Genomic DNA, 14,853 nt, shown 5'->3' on the forward strand with positions numbered 1-14,853 from the left:
GACCACTTCAGTGGGGGCACTCCATCGTTCTCGACGCGGAATTCGAAAAACTCTTCCAAGCCGGTCTCTCTGAGGAATTCGATCGCTTCGACATCAAAATCGACGAGGGGCCTGCTGCTTCTCCATGGGAAGGGGTAGTCGCTCACGAGGGCAAAGGTGACGTCAGTATTTGTCTTGTTGAGATAGGTCGTCAGCTCGATCATCATTGTGGCGGGAATGGGGATCGCGCCGTCAACTTCGCGGAAATTATGCACGATTTCGGCGTTCGTACCCTGCAAACGCTCAACAACGTTTTCCTGATAGAAATTCCGGATACTCGTAAAGGTCTGACTATAGGATCGCGCGGTCTCCAGCGCCGCATTCTCTGCAAATCGCTGGTTTGAGCCACTCAGCCCAAATATCAGAGAACCCATCACAATACAGCCGACGATGATGATCAAGAGCGACTGATTGGCGTTTCGGAGAGCGTTCAGCACTTAAGAGTCCTCGGAGCGATGTCGCAGGTTGTAGTAGATCAAGGCGATTAGCCAAGAGGATGACGCGAACGCGAGAAAGATGATCAGGTTGGCCAGCTTGTCTTTGACATTCTTCTCCGAAATCAGGAAATCGGAGGATCGGTCTGAATAGACCTCGACAACGCCGTTGATACCAGTCGCCTCTGAGTTCAGGGGATGATAGGAAGAGACGACCTCGATATTCACTCTGTTGCCCGCCATTGTCACGAACCTGTCCCGGAAAGTGAATTGAGAAGAAGATCTGCCTCGCAATGCGTGCGTCACTTCCTCGACTTCACTTTTCTCTTCTCCGATTTGGGACGGATCGGTCGAGAAGATCGTATACCCATCAGTCGCATAAATCTTGAGTTTCAAGACATTCGTCCCTTCGAACAGGTCTTGAACTTTGGCATTGAACGCTCGGGAATGTTCCTGTCCCAGGAACCCAGCCCAATCATCGATCGGGCGCTGCCTTTCATATTCATCAACGAGAAGGTTGATCTCGTCTCGCAGCGAGTTCGAAGCGAACAGCACCATGTCCCCATGGGAGGATTCAGTCGACCGCCGGAGGGTCTCCTCCATGACGGTTTCGAACGATTTCTGAGAGGTCCAGTATATCAGTCCAAGAGAGGCAAAAAACATCGCGGAAATAAGAACTTGTGGTAAGATCGCCCGATTGCCCCGTCCAGACATAGATACTTCCCCAAATGCAGTAAAAATAGAGTTTTCGGGTAGCACCGCCTTTCCGTATGCCGCAAGATTATTTGGCTGTTGATAACTAACGATACAGGTTCTTACCGAATACGAGAGCCACGACGGATTTCGCTCTGACATCAACGCGTCTCGCAGCATGAGGCGGACCGACGATGTCGGGGTTGACGGTCTTGTGCAGACACCACTGATGCCCTTGGGTCGAAAGGACTTTTGTGTTTCGATTGGCCGCTGAATTGCACCGTGAAACTGACAATGACACCGCTGATGGAGTTGGCAAAGGGGACGTGTCCGGGAATAGACGAAAGCCCCCTTGCGCCTGTCCGCCCGTGCGCTGCCATTCAGGTTTGGTCGGCCTCGATGGTCAGGCGGGTGCCCGTCCCGGCAAGGGGATGCCGGGCAGGGCGGTCGGGGAACTTCTGGCTGCTGGTTCTTGCGTCACCCCTGCGCGGGGGAGGTGGAGCGTTTGAGACGCCAGATCCAGAAACTGATCAGGATAGCCGAGGCCGAGATCAGCGTCATGATCGTGCCGGGGACAAAGTTCACGAGACCCGGCAGGTCGAGGAACAGGAAATAGCCGACATCGGCCAACCCACCCACCATGGCCGTCACCCAGATCGCGGTCAGGGTGCCGCGCCAGATGAAGACGGCGCCCACGATCGTGGCCAGCCCGATCCACAACAGGTTGAAGCCGTGCTGGTTTATCACCCCGGCTACCGCGGGGTGATAATCGGCCACGAGGACCGCAGGATCGACCGCATCAGCGATTGCGGCGAAAGCCTCGGACGGCGGCTGAAGTATGGTCATCGCACCGGCAAGTGTGTGGACAAGACCCCAGATCACCCACAGGATCGCGGCAAATTTCAGGGCAGTGGCTTGTGTCTGCGTCATTTGGAAATCCTGATGTTTCAGTATGATGGGGGTGAGCGTCTGTTCGTGCCGATCAGGCCGCGGCCGTTTGGACCGGTGTCACAAGTTGGCCGAGCAGATCGTCCAGCGCCGCGATTTCCTCGGGTCGTGTCAGCCGCTTCGCCTCGGCGTCCCAGCCCTCGAACCACGCTCCGATCCCCAATGATCCGCGCAGATCGGCGCCGAAGAGCGGGGCGATCATCTGCTGGCTGGCCAGCACATTGGCGCCCGCGCGGCCGCCGGGGCTGGCGGCCAGCATGACCACCGGCTTGTTCTGCCAGAGCTTCATCTCGATCCGGCTCATCCAGTCGAAGACGTTCTTCCAAGCAGCGGTGACAAAGCCATTGTGTTCCGCGAACGACACCAGAACCGCATCCGCCGCGCCGATCCGTGCGAAGAACTCCTGCGCCGGCGCGGGAATGCCGGCCTCGTGTTCGCGGTCGACGGAAAAGATCGGCATCTCGTAATCATTGAGGTCAAGCGTTTCGACCTCGATGCCGGACTGCATCTGCTGCAGCCGCGTCGTGGCGTGGTCGATCAGCAGACGATTGATGGAATTGCGACTGTTGGAGGCCGCGAAGGCAAGAATTTTCATGAGGGACCCTTTCTGAGTTTCCGGTGGACCGTTGGCCGAATTACGATCGGCGCAAGAACTCATCCGTAGGGATGATCTGGTGATGCGGCGCTGCGGTGATGTGCAGGGCAATGAGTGCAACGAGGATCGACGCGATCACGCTCTGTGCGATACGCGTCGGCACGCCGGCGAGTGCTGCCGGCAGTGTTTCGGACGTGCCGTCATGGACGACCGGGAACAGGCCGGCACCGGGCGCCGGCCCGAAGGTGATGTGCGGGCCAAGGCCGGCGACCGTTTCAAGGCTGACATGCAGCAAGTTGGCGAGCAGGAGGCCACCTGCAGCCAGCGCCACAAGGATCAAGAGTGCCATCAGCCAGTGCCGCGAAACGAGGAGGGGAGAATATCTTTGCATGGGCCCGAACTGCTGCTCGATAAGTTATGCTGCAATCTCTCCCCCTGTCCTGCCGCGCACCAGATCCCGGATCGCACATGATGTGCGCGTTGATGCGACATATTCCGCGTGCTAAGGGCCGCCATGGAACATTGGATGGAACTTCGAACCGCGATGATGGTCGCGCGTCTGGGCACGGTCAGCGCGGCAGCCGAGGCTTTGGGTGTGCACCGCGCGACAGTCAATCGCCATGTCGAGACGCTGGAGGTCGCGTTCGGCGCCCCCCTGTTTCAGCGCCACGCGCGGGGCTACACGTTGACCGATGCGGGCCAAGACATGCTCGAGGTCGCGTCCCGCGCCGACGAGATGTTCGGCGATCTGGCGGGGCGCGCACGCGGCAAGGCCGGGCAGCTTTCCGGCGCACTGATCGTGACGGCTCTGGCCGGCGTCGCGCCGGTGGTCATGCCCGCCGTGCGCGCGTTCCATCTGGAGCATCCTCAGATCGCCATCGAATTCCTCGCGGGCGCGCAACTGGCGCGGCTGGAACATGGGGAGGCGCATGTGGCGATCCGTGCCGGGGCCAAACCGGAAGTGCCCGACTACGTCGTGACGCTGTTCCGCCATCTGCGCTTCGGGCTTTATGCCAGCCAAGCCTATATCGACCGGGCCGGGCGTCCGGGCCCCGACGAGCTGCATCGTCACCGGTTCGTCGGCAATATCGGCCCGGCAGGGCGCGCCCCGTTCACGCAATGGATGAATGCGAATGTGCCGCCAGAGGCCCTTGCGCTGCGGACGACCGAGCTGAGCGTCATGCTCAACGCCGTCTGTGACGGGCTGGGCCTTGGCTTTCTGGCCGAACATGACGCCTGCGGCCGGTCCGATCTGATCGAGATCATGCCGCCTTGCGACGAATGGTCGACCGCGCTCTGGATCGTGACCCATGTCGATCTGCACCGGACGACCAAGGTCCAGGCGTTTCTCGAACATCTCAGGGCGATCCGGCCTGATGAGACGTCCGGTGAATGAGACAGCGAGCGGGGTGCCTCAGCCGGCAAAGGCCCAGCCGTTGAGGCCGGCCACGGCGGCCCAGAAGGGCGCAAAGACAAGACCGACATTGCGCCCGTTGCGCGACATCCGGGGATGATGGCCGAGAAACGGCACGCCGGCGGGGTTGGCGTTCACCAGCGCGAACAGCAGGGCCATGATCCCGAATACGAAATGCAGGGCATGACGATCGGCAAGCGGCAATGTCAGGCCGTAGACGACACCGGCCGCCACCGCGAGAAAGGCCAGCGCACCCTGACGTTGCTCGAACAACATCAGGAAGATGTAATCCGCCCCAACGGGAGCCTTGTCCTTCGGCGCGGCGTCCAAGGCGGCATCCAGCATGGCGATCTGGTCACCATGGGTCAGCGCCTTGGATGGGCGCGGCAGGCCGGGGGCAAAGACGGGCAGCACCCAGTTGACCATCCAGCGCGCCCAGAGCGGACGGTAGATTTCGACGGCATGGAAAAGGGCCGGTGCAAGACACAAGAGCAGGCCGAGCGTTGATGCGAGGGAAACTGTCATGAGTGGGGTATGTCCTTATCGCGAAATCGGGTTCGGCCGGCCTTGATCCGACCGAACCCGCAAGACCTCGTTACTCGACCAGTGCCGCATCAAGCGGCCCGCTATAGACAATCAGGCCGATGCAGGGGATGTCGCTGTCGCAGCGGTCTCCGTGGGCCACGCCACCTTCGACCAGGGAATAGTCGCCCGGCACGGTCGACACTTCCGTGCCGTCGGCCTCGATATGCACCCAGGTGCCCGCGATGCTGACGCCCCGATAATCATGGGTATGCGTATGCGGCGGCAGTTCCGTGCCCGGGTCGATCTTGATCAGCCATGTGGCGCCGGTCGCGTCGTCGCCCCAGGCGAGGGCCAGTTGAACGCCGGGCAGGGGGGCATCGAACCATGCGGTATCCTCGAGGGCGAAGTGGTTGCCATCATGGGCATGGCTCTCTGCAATGGCGGATGTCGCAATCAGGGCGGCCGCGGCTGCGGCGATCAGTGTCTTCATCATGGGAAAAATCCTTTCCGGCTGGTTTTCGGTCGTTCTGTTTGTTGCCTGCTGTGCACACGCGAAATGGCGTCGGCGGTTGTGTCGGGCGACGGCGGTCCCCGCGTCGAGACCCCGGTGTTGACGTGGTGACTTCCCCCGTATCCGCCTGGGGACTATCCCCTGCTTGTGCACTCTGTTACCGACTGGTACAAATATATCGGACGCACCGTCAAGATATAAAATACCATATGGTATAAAAATGAGCGATCAAGATCCCAAACCTGCGCGTGGCCGGCCGCGGACGATGAAGGCCGACGCGGTGCTCGATGTCGCGATGACCGCCTATTGGAACAGCGACCCGGCCGACGTGTCGGTCAATGCGATCTGTCAGATGGCAGGGATATCCAAGCCTTCGCTTTACCGGGAGTTCGGAAGCGAGGACGGGCTGATGCGCGCGGTTCTCGACAGCTATGCCGAACGGGTCCTGTCGGCCATTTTCCTGATCCTGCAAAGTGGAGAGGGGTTGCAGGACACGCTTGACGCGCTGATCGACTTTGCCGCCGCAGACCCGCGCATGGAAACGGGTTGCCTGTTCTACAAGATGCGCGCCGGGAAACACCGGCTCGGGCCCCAGACCCGCGCGCGGGTCGAGGAAATCGACGCCGCTGCGCAGGCCGTCTATGTCGCGTTCCTGTCGTCATGCCGGGATGCCGACACCTGGCCCGAGCGCCTCTCGATCGAGGCCGGGGCGCGCTATCTGGGAGAGCATCTTGCACTGGCGATCACCCAGCGCGCCTCGGGCGAGGATCCCGCCCGCATCCGCGAGATGATGTCCCTTGCCTTGTCGGCCCTGACGCGCCCATAGCCATCGCTCTCCCTGAACGCGACAGGCAGGTGGGGGCCGCTTCGGGCGACGCATGCGATCTCGCGGAAGATGAGAGGATATCCCGCATCGGTCGGGTGTCCCGCCCCGAGCGCTTGCGCAGCGAGACTGGTGCGAAGTCCGTCGCGCCCCGATGTTACACGGCTGGGTCTGGACCTGGCGCCGCGCGATGCCATGTCGGTCCGTTCATGCGGACGGCCCGGTGAGAAACGTCGAGGATGAGGCCCCCCGGGATGAACCGGACCTGATTATCGCGCAACGAAAACCGGCCACCCCGACACGATCAGCTGCGGGCCATTGCCCGCATCGTAACCGACACGCGGGCAAGCCTCCGCGTGCCGGTACGTTTCAAGAGCGCGGCGAGACAGGGGCTGATCAACGTCACCGCGCCAGACTGTCGCGACCGTGGCGGCCTTGCTTCGGCAAGGTGGTTTCCCTGACTCGCCGAAATCGGCTGCCGGCCTGTCGATGACGTCGCTAGGGGCCTGGCGCGGAGTCAGGTCGCCACGGGTGTGAGCCAGACCGGCAGATCGCTCTCGGCGCTATCGACAACGGCTTCAACGAAGGCGACGCCCTTCAGCCCGTCATAGGCCAAAGGCACGTTCTGGCCGATGGAGCCCGGGTCTCGTCCGGCGCGTCGTGCCCGGATTACCTCGGCAAACCCCGCATAGAGATTGGCAAAAGCCTCAAGATATCCCTCGGGGTGGCCGGGGGGCGTGCGGCTGCGGACCTTGGCGTCCTCCGAAACCTCGTCTGTGCCGCGCTTGATCGTCTGGACCCGGCCGCCGAGCGGCTGAAAGATCAGTTCGTTCGGCTGCTCCTGGAACCATTGGAGCGACCCTTCCGATCCGAAGACACGTAGCCGCACACCGTTGGAGTTCCCGAGGGCCACCTGACTGGACCAAAGCAGACCCCGCGCGCCGCCTTCGTAGCGGATCATCACATGGGCATTGTCGTCCAGTGCACGGCCCGGAACGAAGGTGGCAAGATCGGCTGTCAGGGCTTCGACCGTCAGGCCGGTGACGAAGCCGGCAAGGTGATAGGCATGGGTCCCGATGTCCCCGATCGACCCGCCGCGCCCGTTCTTCGTGGGGTCCGTGCGCCATGCGGCCTGAGCGTTGCCCTCGGATTCGATGGCGGTGGCCATCCACTCCAACGGATATTCGACCTGGATCGTCCGGATTTTTCCAAGCTCTCCATTGGCGACCCGGACGCGCGCCTCATGCACCATCGGGTAGCCGGAATAAGTGTAGGTGACGCCGACAAAACTCCCTCTTTCCCGGGCCAGCTTTTCCAGCGCGATGGCATCCTCGAGCGTGGCCGTCAGCGGTTTTTCACAGATCACGTCAAAGCCGGCGTCGATCAACGCCTTGGCGATAGGATAGTGGGTGAAGTTCGGCGTGCAGATGGCAACCGCATCAACCTTGTCGTCGCGGCCAGCCTCGCCGGCGATCAGGTCCTGATAGCTGCCATAGGCGCGGGCCGGATCCAGCCCCTCGCCAATCGCGAAGTCCCGCCCCCGTTGCGGGTCGACATCAAAGGCGCCTGCGACGAGGTCCCACTGACCGTCGAGCCGCGCCGCGATGCGGTGGATATTGCCAATGTAGGCGCCTTGACCGCCACCGATCATCCCAAGCCGAAGTCTGCGATCCATTGCCTATTCCTCCAGGCCAAGCATCGACCGGTTGGCCTGTCGATCGGCGCCGGACTTGACGAAGTCGTCGAACGCGCGGTCCGAGACCCTGATGATATGATCGGCGATGAAGGCCGCGCCTTCTCGCGCCCCGTCTTCGGGATTCTTGATGAAGCATTCCCATTCGAGCGTCGCCCAGCCGTCGAAACCATATGTCGAAAGCTTGGTGAAGATCGCGCCGAAATCGACCTGCCCATCGCCCGGACTGCGGAACCGTCCGGCACGCTTGGACCACGGCATGAAGCCGCCATAGGCCCCGGATTTGCCATCGGGCCGGAACTCCGCGTCCTTGACGTGAAAGGCTCTTATCCGGTCGTGGTAGTGGTCGATGAACGCCAGGTAATCCAGCGCCTGCAAGACGAAGTGACTCGGATCGTACATGATATTCGCGCGCACATGTCCGTCAACCTTGTCGAGGAAGTATTCCCAGGAATGGCCATCATGCATGTCCTCGCTGGGGTGGATTTCATAGCAGATGTCCACCCCATGGGCATCGAAATCATTCAGAATGGGCACCCAGCGGGCCGCGAGTTCGGTAAAGGCTTCGTCCACCAAGCCCTCAGGCCATTGAGGGTAGGGATAGAGGTAGGGCCAAAGCAGGGAGCCGGGGAAGGTCGTGTGGGTCGTCAGGCCGGCGCGTCGCGAGGCGCGAGCGGCGTAGGAAAGCTGCTGTTCGGCCCAGGCGCGGCGCGCGGCGGGGTTGCCATGAACTTCCTTCGGCGCAAAGCTGTCCATGATCTGATCATGCGCCGGATGCACGGCAACCAGTTGGCCAGTGATGTGCGAGGCGAACTCGGTCAGGACCAGACCGTGCTCTGCAAGCAGTCCGACGACCTCGTCCAGATAGGTTTCGCTTTCGGCGGCCTGCCGCATGTCGATCAGTCGTGTATCCCATGTCGGGATCTGCACTCCCTTGAAGCCCTTTTCGGCGGCCCATTTGGCGAGGCCAGGCAAGCTGTCATAGGGGGCTTGGTCAGCGGCGAATTGGGCCAGGAATACGGCTGGTCCCTTGATGGTCGTCATGGTCATTCCGTGAGGGCCTTTTCTGGCACGGGCGCGTCGTCATAGGCGCCCCAGATGGACTGGTCGAAGTTGATGACGGCACCGGTCATCATGCCGCTGTCGGGCGAGGCCATCCAGAGCACCGCGCGCGCGACCTCGGCGGGGTCGAGGATACGACCGAAGGGTTTGGTTGCCGCAACACGGTCGATGAAGCCGGAATCACCGGTCTCCGACTCGACCAGCTTTCGTTCATGGTCGGAGTTCATCCAGCCGATACTCAGCTGATTGACGTGAATGCGGTTTCTCATCAGCGCGAAGCCCGCATGACGTGTCAGGGTGGCCAATGCGCCCTTTGAGACCGAGTAGGGGGCAAGGAACGGCTGGCCGGCATGTTCGGACATGGAGCCGATGTTCACGATCCGACCCTCGATGCCATCGCGGATCATGACCTTCGACGCGTCCTGTATCAGAAAGAACGGAGCCCGGGTGTTCACCGCGATCATCCGGTCAAACAGGTCGGGGGTCGTGTTGAGCATGTTGCCACGGTCCGTCAGACCCGCGGCGTTGACCAGGATATCGACCCGGCCAAACGCCGCCACCGTCTGCGGGATGATCGTCCGGACGTCCTCGATATTTCCCAGGTCTGCCGAGACCATGCGCACATCGGTGCCGTGGTCGGCCTTGATCTGGTCCGCGACTTTCTCGCCTTTCTCCAGTCCGCGGCCGACGATCACGATTCCTGCCGCTCCCGCCTCTGCGAACAGGCGGGCAATGGCGGCGCCCAGTCCTTGCGTGCCGCCGGTGATCACCGCGACCTTGCCGTCTATCCGGTTCATGCCTCCACCTCGTATCCTGCCGCATCCATCACGCGTTTCAATTCTGCCCGGCCCTTGATGGCCATCTCAAGAGGCGGACTCACTTTTGGATCTTGTTCCGCCTCGATGACGAACCAACCTTCGTAGCCCTTCTGCGCAAGCGCCCTGACGATTGCTTCGAAGTCGAGCGAGCCATCGCCAGGCACAGTGAACGCCCCCTTGATGACCGCGTCGAGAAAGCTCTCGCGGGTGCGATCGAGGCCATCTGTCACGTCCCGCCGAATGTCCTTCGTGTGGACATGTGCGATGCGGGAATGGTGGTTCTCGATGACCCGAAGGTTGTCGCCGCCCGCGAAGGCCATGTGCCCGGCATCGAACAACAGCGGCACGCTGGAATGCTTCATGAAGAGGTCCAGCTCCGCTTCGGTCTCGACGACCGCTGCCATGTGGTGGTGGTATGCGATTGGCATGCCCTGCTTGGCTGACCAGTCCGCGAAGTCACTGACTTTGCGACCATAGGCGGCCATCTCGACCTCGGAGATCACGGGCTTTCGGGAAAGGGGCGTGTTGCGTTCGCCCTGTACCGATCGCGCGACTTCACCGTAGACGATGCAGGGCGCCCCCGCCGCGACGAAGAAGGCGTGTTGAGCCGCGATCCTGTCCTTCTCCGCCTCGATGTCTCCGTCAAGCAGCATCCCCGAAAACCAGCCTCCGCAGACAGAAATCCCATGGCGGGCAAGGATGGGGCCAAGCTGCGCCATGTCCATCGGGAAACGCCGGCCCGTTTCCATCCCCGTCAATCCCGCTTCCGCGGCCTGCCTCAGGCATTCATCCAGCGATACGTCATCAGACAATTCGGCGAGGTCGTCATTCCACCACGCAATCGGCGCTATTCCGAGTTTCGCCTTCATGTCTCACACCCCGCGCCGCTGCTTGCTGCGGAAATCTTCCTGCCCCTCCCGAGCCTTGCGGATGCTTTCGCGGTCGTTGATCTCGGGGACGCCGACGTACCAGTCAGCGCCGCCGGGGGTCCAGGTGTAGGCGTCCGAGTTGATGACGAGCACAGTCGTCCGGTCGGTGCCCTGCGCCCATTCCATCGCGGCTTCGAGGTCGGCCAGGCTGTCGCAGTGGCGCGCCTCGGCGCCCATTGCGCGGGCGTGGGCGGCAAAATCGACGTGGAGCGGGTTGTCGCGGTTCAGCACGCGGCTGTCCTTCAGGAGGTTGTTGAAACCGGGCACGCCCATGCCTGTCTGGAGACGGTTGATGACGCCGAACCCGCCGTTGTCGCAGACGACGACAATCATCTTGTGGCCGGACAGAACGGTCGAATAGATATCCGAATTCATCATCATGTAGCTGCCGTCGCCGACCATGACGATCGGCACGCCGTCCTGCGTTCCGTCCGGTCCGGCCTTGGCCATTGCGTGCCCCCAGCCACCGGCGATCTCGTAGCCCATGCAGGAAAAGCCGAACTCGAGATCGTAGGTGTTGGGCGCCTTCACCCGCCAGTTCTTTGCGGTCTCGCCGGGCAGGCCGCCGGCTGCGGTGACCATCGTATCCTCGGGCCGGGCCATCCTGTTCACCACGCCGATGACCTGTGCGTAGGTCGGGATGGCGGCGTTGGTGGGCGCCTGACCCTTGTCCAGCTCGGCGTTCCAGTCGGCATAGAGTTTCTGTGCGCGCGCCATCTGGGCGGGATCACAGGTCCAGTCGCCGAGGGCCTCGTCGATCTCGCGCAGGGCCTCCAGAGCGTCGCCGACGACTGGCTGGGCGAAATGCTTGGAGGCATCGAAGCGCGCCGCGTTGATGTTCAGGAACTTTGTGTCTGGGGCGAAGGTCGTCCAGGATCCGGTTGTGAAATCCTGCATCCGGGTGCCGACGGCGATGACCAGGTCAGCCGTCTCGGCAAGCACCTTCGACGCATCGGTGCCTTCGATGCCCATGGCGCCGGTATAGGCCGGGTGGTCATGCACGACACCGCCCTTGCCAGCGATCGTCTCGGTAAAGGGGATGCCGCGGCGGGTCGCGAAATCGGCGAGGACATCGTTCGCGCCGGAATAGCGCACGCCGCCGCCTGCGATGATGAGGGGCGTCTTGGCCGTCTTGAGCAGTTCGACGGCCTTGGAGATCTCTTCGCGCGACGGGCGCGGGCGCGGGATCGTCCAGACCTTCTTGGTAAAGAAGCTTTCGGGATAATCGTAGGCGATCTCCTGGATGTCCTGCGGCAGGCCGATGAACGCCGGGCCGCAATCGGCAGGGTCGAGCATGGTCGAAATGGCCTGGGGCAGGGAGGACAGGATCTGGGCGGGATGCACGATCCGGTCCCAGAACCGCGACACGGCGCGGAATCCGTCATTCACCGTGGTCGAGGGGCTGCCGAAATGCTCGACCTGTTGCAACACGGGATCGGGCAGGCGGTTGACGAAGGTGTCTCCGGACAGCAGCAGAACCGGCAGGCGGTTGGCATGGGCAACACCGGCGGCGGTGATCATGTTGGTCGCGCCCGGCCCGACCGAGGACGTGGCGATCATGATCTGTCGGCGCAGTTTCGCCTTGGCAAAACCGATGGCCGCCAGGGCCATCGACTGTTCGTTCTGACCGCGCCAGGTCGGAAGCTGGTCCTGCACCTGTTCCAGCGCCTCTGACAGGCAGGTGACGTTGCCATGGCCGAAGATACCGAACACCCCGGCAAAAAGCGGGACTTCCTCGCCTTCGATCTCGGTGAACTGGTTGCACAGGTAACGCACCAGCGCCTGTGCCATGGTAAGCCGAACGGTTTTGCCTGACATTTGTTTCCTCCCGATGACGGATTCTCCTCGTGTTGGAAATGTATATTGACATCCCGCCCTTGATGCAATGATCATTGCGAAAAGGTAAGGGAGGAGCCGATGGTTCGCATAGCCGTGCTTGGCTGTGGCAGGATTGGTCGCATGCATGCCGAGAATATCGCCGCACATCCGCGTGCGGAACTGGCGGGTGTCTTTGACGTCGTGGACGCGGCCGCGTCTTCAGTGGCGGCCACGCTGAATGCCACCAAATTCGCATCTGCGGCGGAGGTGTTCGGCTCGCCGGAGGTGGACGCGGTCCTGATCGCGACCTCGACACCCACCCACGCAGATTTCATCGAAGAGGCAGTGGCAGCCGGGAAACCGACCCTTTGTGAAAAGCCGATCGATTTGTCTCTGGCCCGGGTCGCGGCCTGTGCCGACGCCATCAAAGGGACGACCGTGCCGATCATGCTCGGTTTTGTGCGCCGCTTCGACAAGGGGCACAGCGGCGTGCGGCAGGCGATCGAAGCCGGGCAAATCGGCGAGCTTCACCAAGTGACCATTACCTCTCGCGACCCGGGAATGGCGCCCGACGCCTATATCGAAACATCGGGCGGGATTTTCCGCGACATGACCATCCATGACTTCGACATGGCCAGGTTCATCGTCGGGGAAGAATTTAAGACGGTCAACGCGGTCGGAGCGCGACTTGTCGATCCTGTCCTGATGGAGCGCTGCGACGACTACGATACTGTGACCGTTGTCCTGACCACGGCCAGCGGCAAGCAATGCGTGATCAGCAACTCGCGCCGCGCAGTCTATGGTTATGATCAGCGGGTCGAAGCCTTCGGCTCGGAGGGCATGGCGATCTCCGAGAATCAAAGCGATGGCAACACGCGGCTCTATGCCGCCGCCTACACGGATCAGAAGGCGCCGCTTCTGAACTTTTTCATCGAGAGATATGCCCAGGCGTTCTCGAGCGAGATCGACGCCTTTGTTGAAGTGGTTGAGAAGGGCGCCCCCGTGCCGGTCGGCTTTCATGATGGGCAAAAGGCGCTCGCCCTGGCCGAGGCCGCAATCCTGTCGGTCCGCGAGGGCCGTCCCATTGCCTTGAGCGAAGTGGAGTAGACGCATGTATTCGAACTTTGGTTGCTTCATCGGTGGGTCCTGGCGGGCGGGCTCTGCCCCGTTCGAGGTCGCCTCGCCCGTGACTGAAAAGGCATTGGGCACCGTCGCGGGCGCTGCGGCAGATGATACGCGGGCGGCCTTGGAGGCTGCGGCGGGGGCACTTGCACCGCTCCGCGAGATGGGCGGCTTTGCCAGGGCCGACGCGCTGCACAGGATCGCCGACGCGATGATTGCCCGGGCCGACGAGGCGCAGCGCATGATCTCGACCGAAACCGGCAAGCCCCTTGCCCAGTCCGGCCGGGAATGGGGCCTCGCCTGCGACCAGTTCCGCTGGTACGCCGAAGAGGCGCGGCGGATATACGGCCGCATCGTGCCGTCCCGGGTGCCGGGTGGCCGGTTTGAAATCACCCGCGAGCCTGTCGGTATCGTCGGAGCCTTCACGGCCTGGAATTTTCCTGCCGCCCTCCCAGCCCGAAAGCTCGCGCCCGCCCTCGCGGCGGGATGCCCGGTGGTTCTGCGTCCTTCCTCGCAGACCCCGGGCGTGGCGATGATCATGGTGGACTGCATTCGCGCAGGCGGATTGCCGGATGGCGCGGTGAACCTGGTCGCCGGGTCCACTTCCGACACATATGGGCCGATCATGGCTGACACGCGCGTCCGCAAAGTCTCTCTGACCGGTTCGACCCGGGTGGGGCAGCAGATGATCCGCGACGCCGCCGAGACGGTCAAGAAGGTGTCGATGGAACTGGGCGGCAATGCGCCCTTCATCCTGTTCGACGATGCCGATCTCGAGGCGGCACTCGATGCCACCGTGCCAACCAAGTTTGCCAACTGCGGACAGGTTTGCGTGACGCCGGACCGCTTCTTCATTCACGAGAGCCTGCACGATGCCTTTGTCGACGGTTTCGTGGCGCGCGCGGAGAAGATCAGACTGGGCGACGGGCTGGACGAGAGCGTGACCATGGGCCCGCTGATCAACGGCGGCCGTCTGGACGAGATCGACTCCATCGTGCAGGACGCCGTGAGGTCGGGCGCAGAGGTTGCCACCGGTGGCAAGCGGGCATCAGGCTTCAACGAAGGGCATTTCTACGAGCCGACGGTGCTGACCGGGGTCACTGACGACATGCGTGTTCATGCCGAGGAAAACTTTGGCCCCATCGCAGCGATCACCAGCTTCCGGGACGAGGACGAGGCGCTGGCCCGCGCCAATGCCAGCGACATGGGCCTTTCGGCCTATGCCTTCACCGCCAACCCGGACCGGGCGCGGCGGGTGGTGTCGTCTCTCAAGGCCGGGATGGTGGGCATCAATTCCTTTGCGCTGGCCGCTTCCGAGGCGCCGTTCGGCGGGACCAACCATTCTGGAATGGGTCGGGAAGGCGGGCCGGAGGGGATCGAGGATTACCTCGACACCAAGCTCGCTCAGATCGTCTTCTGAGGAGGTGCG

General features: G+C 62.4%; 16 protein-coding genes. 4 read left to right on the forward strand and 12 right to left on the reverse strand.

Going from position 1 to position 14,853, the window contains the following annotated elements; translation table 11 throughout:
- The 5 genes from EP376_RS15190 to EP376_RS15210 all read right to left on the reverse strand — a co-directional run.
- Positions 1 to 476: c-type heme family protein (locus tag EP376_RS15190; RefSeq protein WP_127656473.1), on the reverse strand; the 476-nt coding region annotated here is incomplete at its 3' end.
- Complete coding sequence (locus EP376_RS15195) at positions 477 to 1,187, reverse strand: hypothetical protein (protein ID WP_127656474.1); 711 nt, start codon at positions 1,185 to 1,187, stop codon at positions 477 to 479.
- Positions 1,188 to 1,643: 456 nt separating this feature from the next.
- Positions 1,644 to 2,096 carry a hypothetical protein gene (locus EP376_RS15200; RefSeq protein WP_127656475.1) on the reverse strand — a complete coding sequence of 151 codons (453 nt, stop codon included), beginning with the start codon at positions 2,094 to 2,096 and terminating at the stop codon, positions 1,644 to 1,646.
- Positions 2,097 to 2,148: 52 nt separating this feature from the next.
- Positions 2,149 to 2,709, reverse strand: a complete 561-nt coding sequence (locus EP376_RS15205) for an NADPH-dependent FMN reductase (protein WP_127656476.1) — start codon at positions 2,707 to 2,709, stop codon at positions 2,149 to 2,151.
- A gap of 40 nt (positions 2,710 to 2,749) precedes the next feature.
- Entirely contained in the window at positions 2,750 to 3,058 is a 309-nt protein-coding gene (locus EP376_RS15210) for a hypothetical protein (protein WP_238928594.1), read from the reverse strand.
- A gap of 177 nt (positions 3,059 to 3,235) precedes the next feature.
- Between EP376_RS15210 and EP376_RS15215 the strand changes: the two genes are divergently transcribed.
- Complete coding sequence (locus EP376_RS15215; RefSeq protein ID WP_338068406.1) at positions 3,236 to 4,105, forward strand: LysR family transcriptional regulator; 870 nt, start codon at positions 3,236 to 3,238, stop codon at positions 4,103 to 4,105.
- A gap of 18 nt (positions 4,106 to 4,123) precedes the next feature.
- Here the strand turns inward: EP376_RS15215 and EP376_RS15220 are convergent, their stop codons facing one another.
- On the reverse strand, positions 4,124 to 4,648 hold the full coding sequence (locus EP376_RS15220) for a hypothetical protein (RefSeq protein WP_127656479.1): 525 nt from the start codon (positions 4,646 to 4,648) through the stop codon (positions 4,124 to 4,126).
- Between the two features lie 70 nt (positions 4,649 to 4,718).
- Positions 4,719 to 5,141 (reverse strand): cupin domain-containing protein, encoded by a 423-nt coding sequence (locus EP376_RS15225; RefSeq protein WP_127656480.1) that lies wholly within the window; start codon positions 5,139 to 5,141, stop codon positions 4,719 to 4,721.
- A gap of 238 nt (positions 5,142 to 5,379) precedes the next feature.
- Here EP376_RS15225 and EP376_RS15230 point away from each other — a divergent pair, with 238 nt between their 5' ends.
- Positions 5,380 to 5,985 (forward strand): TetR/AcrR family transcriptional regulator, encoded by a 606-nt coding sequence (locus EP376_RS15230; protein WP_127656481.1) that lies wholly within the window; start codon positions 5,380 to 5,382, stop codon positions 5,983 to 5,985.
- Positions 5,986 to 6,499: 514 nt separating this feature from the next.
- Here EP376_RS15230 and EP376_RS15235 read toward each other — a convergent pair.
- From EP376_RS15235 to iolD, 5 genes are read right to left on the reverse strand one after another with little or no spacing between them, the layout of a single operon-like run.
- Positions 6,500 to 7,633, reverse strand: a complete 1,134-nt coding sequence (locus tag EP376_RS15235; RefSeq protein WP_127656646.1) for a Gfo/Idh/MocA family protein — start codon at positions 7,631 to 7,633, stop codon at positions 6,500 to 6,502.
- A 27-nt stretch (positions 7,634 to 7,660) separates the two neighbouring features.
- Positions 7,661 to 8,719 carry a sugar phosphate isomerase/epimerase family protein gene (locus EP376_RS15240; protein WP_127656482.1) on the reverse strand — a complete coding sequence of 353 codons (1,059 nt, stop codon included), beginning with the start codon at positions 8,717 to 8,719 and terminating at the stop codon, positions 7,661 to 7,663.
- A 2-nt stretch (positions 8,720 to 8,721) separates the two neighbouring features.
- The gene (locus EP376_RS15245) at positions 8,722 to 9,534 is read right to left on the reverse strand and encodes an SDR family oxidoreductase (protein ID WP_127656483.1); all 813 of its coding nucleotides are present in this window, start codon (positions 9,532 to 9,534) and stop codon (positions 8,722 to 8,724) included.
- Positions 9,531 to 10,424, reverse strand: coding sequence for a myo-inosose-2 dehydratase (gene iolE, locus EP376_RS15250; protein WP_127656484.1), 894 nt, complete (start codon positions 10,422 to 10,424; stop codon positions 9,531 to 9,533). The genes EP376_RS15245 and iolE overlap by 4 nt, the downstream gene beginning before the upstream one ends.
- A gap of 3 nt (positions 10,425 to 10,427) precedes the next feature.
- The gene (iolD, locus tag EP376_RS15255) at positions 10,428 to 12,302 is read right to left on the reverse strand and encodes a 3D-(3,5/4)-trihydroxycyclohexane-1,2-dione acylhydrolase (decyclizing) (protein WP_127656485.1); all 1,875 of its coding nucleotides are present in this window, start codon (positions 12,300 to 12,302) and stop codon (positions 10,428 to 10,430) included.
- Between the two features lie 99 nt (positions 12,303 to 12,401).
- Here iolD and iolG point away from each other — a divergent pair, with 99 nt between their 5' ends.
- Positions 12,402 to 13,409, forward strand: coding sequence for an inositol 2-dehydrogenase (gene iolG / locus EP376_RS15260; RefSeq protein ID WP_127656486.1), 1,008 nt, complete (start codon positions 12,402 to 12,404; stop codon positions 13,407 to 13,409).
- A gap of 4 nt (positions 13,410 to 13,413) precedes the next feature.
- A complete protein-coding gene (locus tag EP376_RS15265; RefSeq protein ID WP_127656487.1) occupies positions 13,414 to 14,844 on the forward strand; it encodes an NAD-dependent succinate-semialdehyde dehydrogenase in 1,431 nt (476 codons plus the stop codon).
- The last annotated feature ends 9 nt before the right edge of the window (positions 14,845 to 14,853 follow it).

Origin of the sequence: Alexandriicola marinus (assembly GCF_004000435.1) — a bacterium.
GTDB classification, from domain to species: domain Bacteria; phylum Pseudomonadota; class Alphaproteobacteria; order Rhodobacterales; family Rhodobacteraceae; genus Alexandriicola; species Alexandriicola marinus.

Bases quoted from the DNA above. Each gene is read 5' to 3' on its own strand.
- EP376_RS15195 (WP_127656474.1), bottom strand. From the start codon at position 1,187: ATGTCTGGACGGGGCAATCGGGCGATCTTACCACAAGTTCTTATTTCC.
- EP376_RS15200 (WP_127656475.1), bottom strand. From the start codon at position 2,096: ATGACGCAGACACAAGCCACTGCCCTGAAATTTGCCGCGATCCTGTGG.
- EP376_RS15205 (WP_127656476.1), bottom strand. From the start codon at position 2,709: ATGAAAATTCTTGCCTTCGCGGCCTCCAACAGTCGCAATTCCATCAAT.
- EP376_RS15210 (WP_238928594.1), bottom strand. From the start codon at position 3,058: ATGGCACTCTTGATCCTTGTGGCGCTGGCTGCAGGTGGCCTCCTGCTC.
- EP376_RS15215 (WP_338068406.1), top strand. From the start codon at position 3,236: ATGGAACTTCGAACCGCGATGATGGTCGCGCGTCTGGGCACGGTCAGC.
- EP376_RS15220 (WP_127656479.1), bottom strand. From the start codon at position 4,648: ATGACAGTTTCCCTCGCATCAACGCTCGGCCTGCTCTTGTGTCTTGCA.
- EP376_RS15225 (WP_127656480.1), bottom strand. From the start codon at position 5,141: ATGATGAAGACACTGATCGCCGCAGCCGCGGCCGCCCTGATTGCGACA.
- EP376_RS15230 (WP_127656481.1), top strand. From the start codon at position 5,380: ATGAGCGATCAAGATCCCAAACCTGCGCGTGGCCGGCCGCGGACGATG.
- EP376_RS15235 (WP_127656646.1), bottom strand. From the start codon at position 7,633: ATGATCGGTGGCGGTCAAGGCGCCTACATTGGCAATATCCACCGCATC.
- EP376_RS15240 (WP_127656482.1), bottom strand. From the start codon at position 8,719: ATGACGACCATCAAGGGACCAGCCGTATTCCTGGCCCAATTCGCCGCT.
- EP376_RS15245 (WP_127656483.1), bottom strand. From the start codon at position 9,534: ATGAACCGGATAGACGGCAAGGTCGCGGTGATCACCGGCGGCACGCAA.
- iolE (WP_127656484.1), bottom strand. From the start codon at position 10,424: ATGAAGGCGAAACTCGGAATAGCGCCGATTGCGTGGTGGAATGACGAC.
- iolD (WP_127656485.1), bottom strand. From the start codon at position 12,302: ATGTCAGGCAAAACCGTTCGGCTTACCATGGCACAGGCGCTGGTGCGT.
- iolG (WP_127656486.1), top strand. From the start codon at position 12,402: ATGGTTCGCATAGCCGTGCTTGGCTGTGGCAGGATTGGTCGCATGCAT.
- EP376_RS15265 (WP_127656487.1), top strand. From the start codon at position 13,414: ATGTATTCGAACTTTGGTTGCTTCATCGGTGGGTCCTGGCGGGCGGGC.